Source organism: Endozoicomonas sp., from assembly GCF_965196975.1.
Classification (GTDB): domain Bacteria; phylum Pseudomonadota; class Gammaproteobacteria; order Pseudomonadales; family Endozoicomonadaceae; genus Endozoicomonas.
In genome coordinates, this window is the sequence record NZ_OZ239981.1 from 1,212,361 (window position 1) to 1,219,826 (window position 7,466).

General features: G+C 46.0%; 2 protein-coding genes. Both read right to left on the bottom strand.

All coding sequences use genetic code 11. From position 1 onward, the window contains the following. Positions 1 to 62: 62 nt before the first annotated feature. A complete protein-coding gene (locus ACOCLE_RS05450; RefSeq protein ID WP_419535839.1) occupies positions 63 to 5,621 on the bottom strand; it encodes a discoidin domain-containing protein in 5,559 nt (1,852 codons plus the stop codon). Positions 5,622 to 5,743: 122 nt separating this feature from the next. Further along, positions 5,744 to 7,249, bottom strand: a complete 1,506-nt coding sequence (gene tnpC, locus ACOCLE_RS05455) for an IS66 family transposase (RefSeq protein ID WP_419532963.1) — start codon at positions 7,247 to 7,249, stop codon at positions 5,744 to 5,746. Positions 7,250 to 7,466: the final 217 nt, after the last annotated feature.

The following is a 7,466-nucleotide window of genomic DNA, read 5'->3' on the forward strand; positions in this document are numbered from 1 at the left end:
CAGTTGTGTGGGAAATCGACTCGGTTAAAAAACGAATGCTGAGAGTCCGTGTTTTCTATGACTTATTCACCATGATCAAGATTATTGTTATTGATCAAGTTGTTAAGAATATCGGAATCATTACTGCCCAAGGTAAACAGATCTACATCTTTAAAGGTGACCCGTTTGGTGACATCCCCATCGGCCTCCGGGCGAATCTCCATAATGGTATCACTGCCACTGGCAACAAAGTGGAAGTGCTGATCCAGGCTGTCGCTAGCATCCACCAGTATGTCGTCCAGCTTCAACAGGTCGCCCTCATTCGTGTTGAAATCAGTAATAATCAGGTCAGCATAGTTCTGAATGTTACCATTGATGTTGAAATCAAAGGTATCAGCACCACGACCACCGGTAGCAGTGACATCATCGTGATTGATGACAAAGAAGTCATCACCGACATCACCAATCAGTGTTTTAAGGGTGTTCCCCGATTCATGACTGAAGCCTGCTACTCGATCACTGATCGTATCAATCGTGTTTCCTGCATTGTCACCAAGACTATTGCCTGTATAACTAAATAACAGTTGCTCATCACCGCCGACTTGGCTCCCATCAAAAGTAATGCTTGCTTCCTGGCCGCTGACTGTAATATTGGTGATTACCCGATCAACACCGTCCACTTTAACCGCAAACTCTGTATTAGCGGGAACTCCGGAAATTGCTTCAGAAAAGCCCAGTACCAGTTCATTGCCAGAGACCAGAGAAGAGCTGAGATTAGGAGCGCTCAGGTCAGATTGAGTCACTGAACCTGAAACCAGAGCATCGGTAGTTGCAGTATTGCCCGCCAGATCTTTGATAAATCCGGCAGCAATATCTATCTGATCATTACTGTAATCACCTCCAGAGTTACTCTCGATATCAACGCCTTTGGCAGCAGCCAGTTCAATACTGATCCGCGTGTTATTGACCACTTTTGCAGAAAGGACATCATCTTTAGTGAAACTAAGGGCCAGAGATCCATTGACGTCATAACTCAATTTGCTCCAGTCAAGAATAAGCCTGAGCTCTGTACTCTCGGCAGAGGCGTTGGCACTGAGGATATCATTGAAGCCAGTTCCATTGAGGATAAGAACATCTGCATCAGGATCGTATTGTGCAGACGTAATAGTTGATGCAGGGTTAGTGGTGTCAATGTGGATCTCTTTAGACCCAGCCATGATGGCTTCGCTGCTTAACCCATTCATTGCCGTACTGGATACATCAACCGTTCCACTATTTGGACCGCCATCGCCGTAGAAACGGCCACCATTGGTATTAATTGTGGTTACATTCAGACTATTAACGGAGTCTCCAGCCTGAATGGTATAGGAGAAATTAAATACCCGGGCTTTTGTGTCGTCCGATTCAACCAGAGTGGCAGTTTGGCCATTATTGAGTGTTAATGTTGGAGTACCGCCTGATGTATCCACAATCACTTTCTGATTAAAGCTGACCGCTATATTGATGACATCACCGGCTTTGTAGATACCGTTTGCAGTGGTTGAAGATATCGCATCCAACTCAGCCAGATTGGCACTGTCCGTTCTGCGGTATAAGCTGAACTTAAGATCCTGATCAGCAAGCTCCAGAGTTGAGTTATTACCTGCTGAGTCAATAAGCCAGCCCTGGTCAATGCGGATGTTCATATCTTGGGAGAATGATTGTTCGCCATTCCAATTGGCAAAATAGCTGAACCCTTCCCAGTCTTGAAAGCGCTCATACCCCTCTGTTGTTAACTTAAGCGTTGCCCGGGTTGAAATGTTGCCATGCTTGCTGAAAAAGTCGATGTCGTTTTGATTGAAGAAATAACTGGTTGGATTGCCATAGTCATCCGTGCCACTGATGGCCAGTTTTGACCAGTCAATGTCATAGGTATTGGTTAATGACTCGCTCAGATTTCCGGGCCATACCTGGCTGGAATCAAACTCAAAATAGCCAGCCCAGAAGAAGAAGTTGGTGATTGAAAAGCTCGGAGCTGATGTATCCACAGTGATATCTGCCTGACTGGCCAGTGAAGCACCATTGCTTCCAGTTGGAAGGCTGGCGGCATTCAGATCATTACCTGAGAGATCCTGTATAGTTGCCCCTGTCAGTGAAAGACTGGAAACATCCAGGTCAGAGACATTATGGCCAACAGGAATAGTGTAATTGAACACCAGCTTGTCAGATCCGGAACCACTGGCATAGGTTGCCTGACCACCTGTATTCAGATTCAAGGCAGGGGAGCCGGTTACATTAACGGCTTCACTGATGGTCATTTCTATTTGAATCACTTTTCCGGCGTTGTAGTCTCCATCCGCGGTCAAACTTCGGATTTGCTGGATATCTGGAGCATTCACATCGATAGTGCCTGTACTGGTCTGAGCAAGGGCATCATTACTGCTCAAGGCAGGCAGGGTGGTAACCAGTGAATTTCCTGCAGCATCAAAAATCATGGTGCCTGACGGAATGGAGAGTGCACTGGCGGTGCTGTAATTCAGGTTGCTGCTGTTTTCACTGTTACTATTACCAACGGTGTAAATGAACTTTAAGGTATTGCTTCCTGCTCCGCTGTCATACAAAGCAGTAGCACCATTATCCAGTGCAAGGCTGGGTCTGGTCTGATTATCTGCAAGGTTAACACCACTGATATTAACGACTTCACTGAGTTCAACCAGAATAGCTACTTCATCGCCCGGTTTGTAATTTCCAGATTCTTCCAGACGTACCTGCAATACGGTTGGTGCAGCGATGTCAGAATAATCCAGTGTCAAGTCGGAGGTACTCACGGTGTTCTCATTTCCTGCGAGGTCTCTCAGAAACCCTGCCTGAATATCAATACCGTCTTCAGCACCTTTGTACCCAAAAACATTTTCAAGCTCTGACGCTTTATTGTCTGTCAGCTGAATGGTCAGAGTGTCCGAGCCAGCCAGACGTGTTGAATTAATATCACTGGCTGAGATAGTCACATTCTGGGTTACCCCATCATCCTTGTCGATATCAATAACCAGTTTGCTCCAATCGAGTCTGGCAGTGATATCTGCAGTAGCGCTCTCACTGTTGTTCAATAGCTGGTCAAAGTTACTCCCTTGTAGCAATAACTGATTATTGTCTTCATCATAAGCAACACTGGTGATTGTTGTTGCAGGGGCTGATGTATCGACTACGATCTGGCTGTTTCCAGCAAGTGACTGGTTACTGTTTAGATTTGGTAGCCCTCCTTCATAGAGCTGAAAACCATCAAGCCCAGTAAATGAGTCACCATTATTATCGGTAATGTTAAGGCGATAGAAACGGTACTCTCCCGGATTATCTACCTCAAAGAACTTGTTTTCTCGGTTGCTCCAGTTGTTGACCACTGTTTCGGTATCTAGGGCTACGAAGTTAACCCCATCGTTACTGCCCTGCAAAGTCCAGGCCTTTGGCTCCCGACCCACACGAGCTTCAACAGCTTTTAGAGAGTATTGCAGGATCTGAATTGGGCTTTCCAGTTCTACCTGTAACCAACCTGTAGTTCCAGAAACTCCCCAGGAGCCTTGGCTGTCTGATGCATTGGCTGGCGTTGAATCAAAAGCTCTGTAGGGTTCAAAGCCAGTACCAGCATCTCCGCTTGCAGTGACAGCAATATTCTGCTCGGAAGAGGATGACATTAATGGGATTAACCCATTAATGTCATATCCTAACTTGGTGGTTTCACCTGCTCCATTGATGAGGCTCGATGAGGTACCAGTGCCTTCATAGAGTTGGAAGCCATCCAGACCTGTATAAGTGTCACCGTTATTTCCAGTAATATTGATCCGGTAGTAAAGATAGTCTGCCCCTGTATCCAGAAAGTACTCTTTAGTTTCTCGATTTTGCCAGTCATTGACATTGTTTTGAGTGTCCAGAGTGACGAAGTTAGTGCCATCGTTGCTGGCTTCCAGAGTCCAGCTGGAAGGTGCTCTTCTATTCTGACTTTCAATGTTAGTGAGTGAGTATTTCCAGATCTCAGTTGAGCTAGTTAACTGGACTTGCAACCAAGCTGTAGAGCCACTGACAGCCCAGGAGCCTACGTTAGTGCTGGGATCGGCCACCGTGCTGTCAAATGCACGGAATGCAGCATAGCTGGCATTATGCTCGCCACTCGCCGTTATTACATAGCCTTGATCGCTTGCTGACGACAATTCTGGGATTAAACCGTCATTGGAACGTATGACTTGAGAGGCAAAGCCTAAAGAGCGGTTATCTCTGTAATTCAGATCATCAATGTTTTCACCCGCTGACAGCGTATGTCGGAAAACAAACTCACGGGTACCACTACCCGATACATAAACGGCATTACCACCGTAGGGGTTACCGCTATCAGGCTGACGGTCATTCAGAAGCAGCAAGAGAGGATCATTATTTTCATCATAGTTTTGCAGTGTCACTTTCTCGCTGAAGCGAGCGCGGATCACTATCTCATCTCCGGCATTGTAGCTGCCGTCTTCGGTATCCGCTGATACACTGAGGACCATAGCGCCACTGGTTGTAACATCAACAGTGGCATCAGTCAGTGCATCGGTGGATGAACGGTTGCCAGCCTGATCACCAATAAAGCCCGGGTTAATGGTCAGCGTTACATCTCCATTAATAGTGCTGAAGCCGTTATTACCAAGAATTGTGTCAACGCCATCGTCAATCACGATCTCAAGTTGATTGCTATGAACCCTTACCGAGCCAACATCAGATGCATTCAGTCTGATATTGTCAAAGCTGTCATCAGGCTGTTTCAGTTTGATAATGAGATTATCCCAGTCAAAGCGGTTCAGTTCGTTCCCCTGAAGCGATATGTCGGTATTTTCATCACTACCCAGCAATGTGCTGAAACCAGATCCACTTAGGGTTAATACCAGATCATCAGAACCTTCCGGGGACAGTGTAACCCCAGTAATTGAAACCTCAGGGGCGTTACCGTCGACTCTTAAATCAGCCTTTTCTACAAGGGCATTAATATCTGATTGTTTTACCGCAATGGTTTTAATCAGCAGGCTTTTATCGATACCCGAGGCTGCTGAAGAGTAGGCGCCCACTGAGAGCGTAAAATCATCAAAGGCTGAATTTCTGCCATCATTGACCGTATTGTAGGTAGCGTTGCTGCCGTCAACGGTATAGCTGTCAATGACCAGTGCATTACTGGTGTTGATATGACCGGTAATGACCAAATCGTGAAATTGATTGTCATCGGGGATGCCTGCTTCAAAAGCAAAACGGTTATTGGTACTGGCAGCGGCAGGGTCTCCCAGTGATATATTCATGCTGCCAGAATTCATGACAGTCATGGATATCTGGAAGCCGGATTCCTTAAATGATTCCAGTTCATCACTGGTAAACTGGTAATACATGTTAGGAAGATCCGAGGCTCCGTCGGATAAGTAGTCCTGAATCAAAAAGGCCTCTGCTGTGGAGCCTTCACCATCAAGGCTGATGTATTTCATATTGTCATCAAAGGACTGGGTATCGACGGCTGTCAGGGTTGTTTCACGAATGTCGCCTTCTCTGATTTCATCATTATCAAAGAAACTCCATCCGGCCGTTTCGAGCGCCGCTTTGCTCATCAGGTCTGCAGCATTAAAGTCAACCAGAGTTTCCATCACTGGAACCATGAGAACGGCATTATTTCCGGACAGGTCTTTTATAGATCCTCCATTCAGCTGGAGGGCACTGGGGCTATGGACGTCAAGATCGGGTGTATCATCACCTGCCTGAACGGTATATTCAAAGGTAACTATTCAGCACCCAGCAAAGGCGTATTGTTGTAATTTCGAACCGCTTTAAGAAGCGCCTGAAATATGTTCAACCCCTGCTTTTTAGCAGATGATAAATAGCTTCGGATTCGGGTAAACATGGTACCTCCGTCTTCGCTTCTGAAGCAGCCTGAGATCTTCTGCTTAAGTTTGGCCATCCTGGCATCACGTTCACTGCCATTGTTATCGAAGGGAATTGAAAAGTCCGACATGAAGCGCAACGTTTCAACCTTAAACTCAATAAGCCTTTTGAACAGGTTGTAGGCCTTGGTATTCCTGACCTTCTTACGTCCAAGCACCTGTCGTTGTTTTTCCATATAAGCGGTTTCCTTCGTGAGAGCCCTTTGAAGGATTTGGTCGTATATCGTCTCAATGCGAAGCTGTATTGCACCAGGCATTTGAGTCAGACCGGCTGCTTTGTATTTCTTGCAGAAGTGCCAGGAGAGCGTAAGCAATTTCATCAGCCGCAGAGCCAGCTTATTCGCATCCCTATCGACAACTCCCTGAAGCTCTCTCAGATGATGGGCATTACAAAGCACATGCACTGCCGCATAGGCAAAGTAGGACTTCCAATGATCGTGAACCAGAATGCCTGCAAAAGTCAGCAGGATGCCCATTGCATCCATTGCTTCACAACCTCGCCTTTCTGAGAGGTAGTAAAGCGTCCATTGGTCATCTCGCATAATGTGTAACCACCACAGTGAACCGTCAACCCGCATGCCAGTTTCATCCGCTCCTGCAACCGGACTTTCTTGTAAAGCATCGCGGATACTCTGCTCAGTAGAGGCCAGGTTCTCATGGGTATAGGCAACAAAATTGGCAACAGAGCCTGCGCTGACACTCATGCAATAAATAGTATTGAAATACTCAGACACCCGGTGATATGGGATGAAGTGATACTGGTTTAAATGAACAGCCATTGCCTGAGTCACTTCTCCGTATTGAGCAGCGGCTTTCACTCCTTGGGGAAACTCAGCGGTGTTCCGTTTACCACAAGGACATACTTTAACGTCTGCCCAGTACGCGGTAACTTCAAATTCTCCGGGTCTACCTGGATCAAAAACCTGTCGCTCAATGTATTTGGTGGGTTTAATATCGATAAGCGAAGACTGGCAACAGCAACATTTTTCAACCTTCAGATGCCTGACATAATCGGGTAAGGCGACACGTCTCAAACAAGAGCCTTGATGACCTTTCTGGCCACCTGGTTTATTGCCTGAAGATGGTCTAAGGCTTTTGGGGTTCGGTGTTTCCTGTGAGGAGCAGGGGGCTTCTTTGGAAGATGTATCACCTTTATCACTCCCTTTTTTACTGGGCTTTTGATAACCATCTGACGATGGTGGCTTACTACTGTTTTGACTGTTTTTATTAACCCTTTCTTCCAGTTCGCTGCAACGTTCCCGTAAAAGCGCATTCTCGGTCCGAAGCTCTTCATTCTCTTTAAGGAGAGCTTCGGTAAACGGAGTAGCTGGGAAGTCTGGTTCCATACTGGAGATTTGTTAGAAAAATTGAGTATAAGATGATGGTCGAAAAATCAGAAAATTCCAGATTTATATGAAGGGTGCTGAATAGTTACGAATCCATAATATTACCTGCCTTGGTAAATGATTCTTTTCTTTTGGTATTTAATTTTAGTTCAGTGGTACTTCTTTATTATTCACTTTTGCTATCTAAAGAAGAGGACTGAATCCGGATCGATGGTGA

Bases quoted from the DNA above. Each gene is read 5' to 3' on its own strand.
- tnpC (WP_419532963.1), bottom strand. From the start codon at position 7,249: ATGGAACCAGACTTCCCAGCTACTCCGTTTACCGAAGCTCTCCTTAAA.
- ACOCLE_RS05450 (WP_419535839.1), bottom strand. From the start codon at position 5,621: ATGGTTCCAGTGATGGAAACTCTGGTTGACTTTAATGCTGCAGACCTG.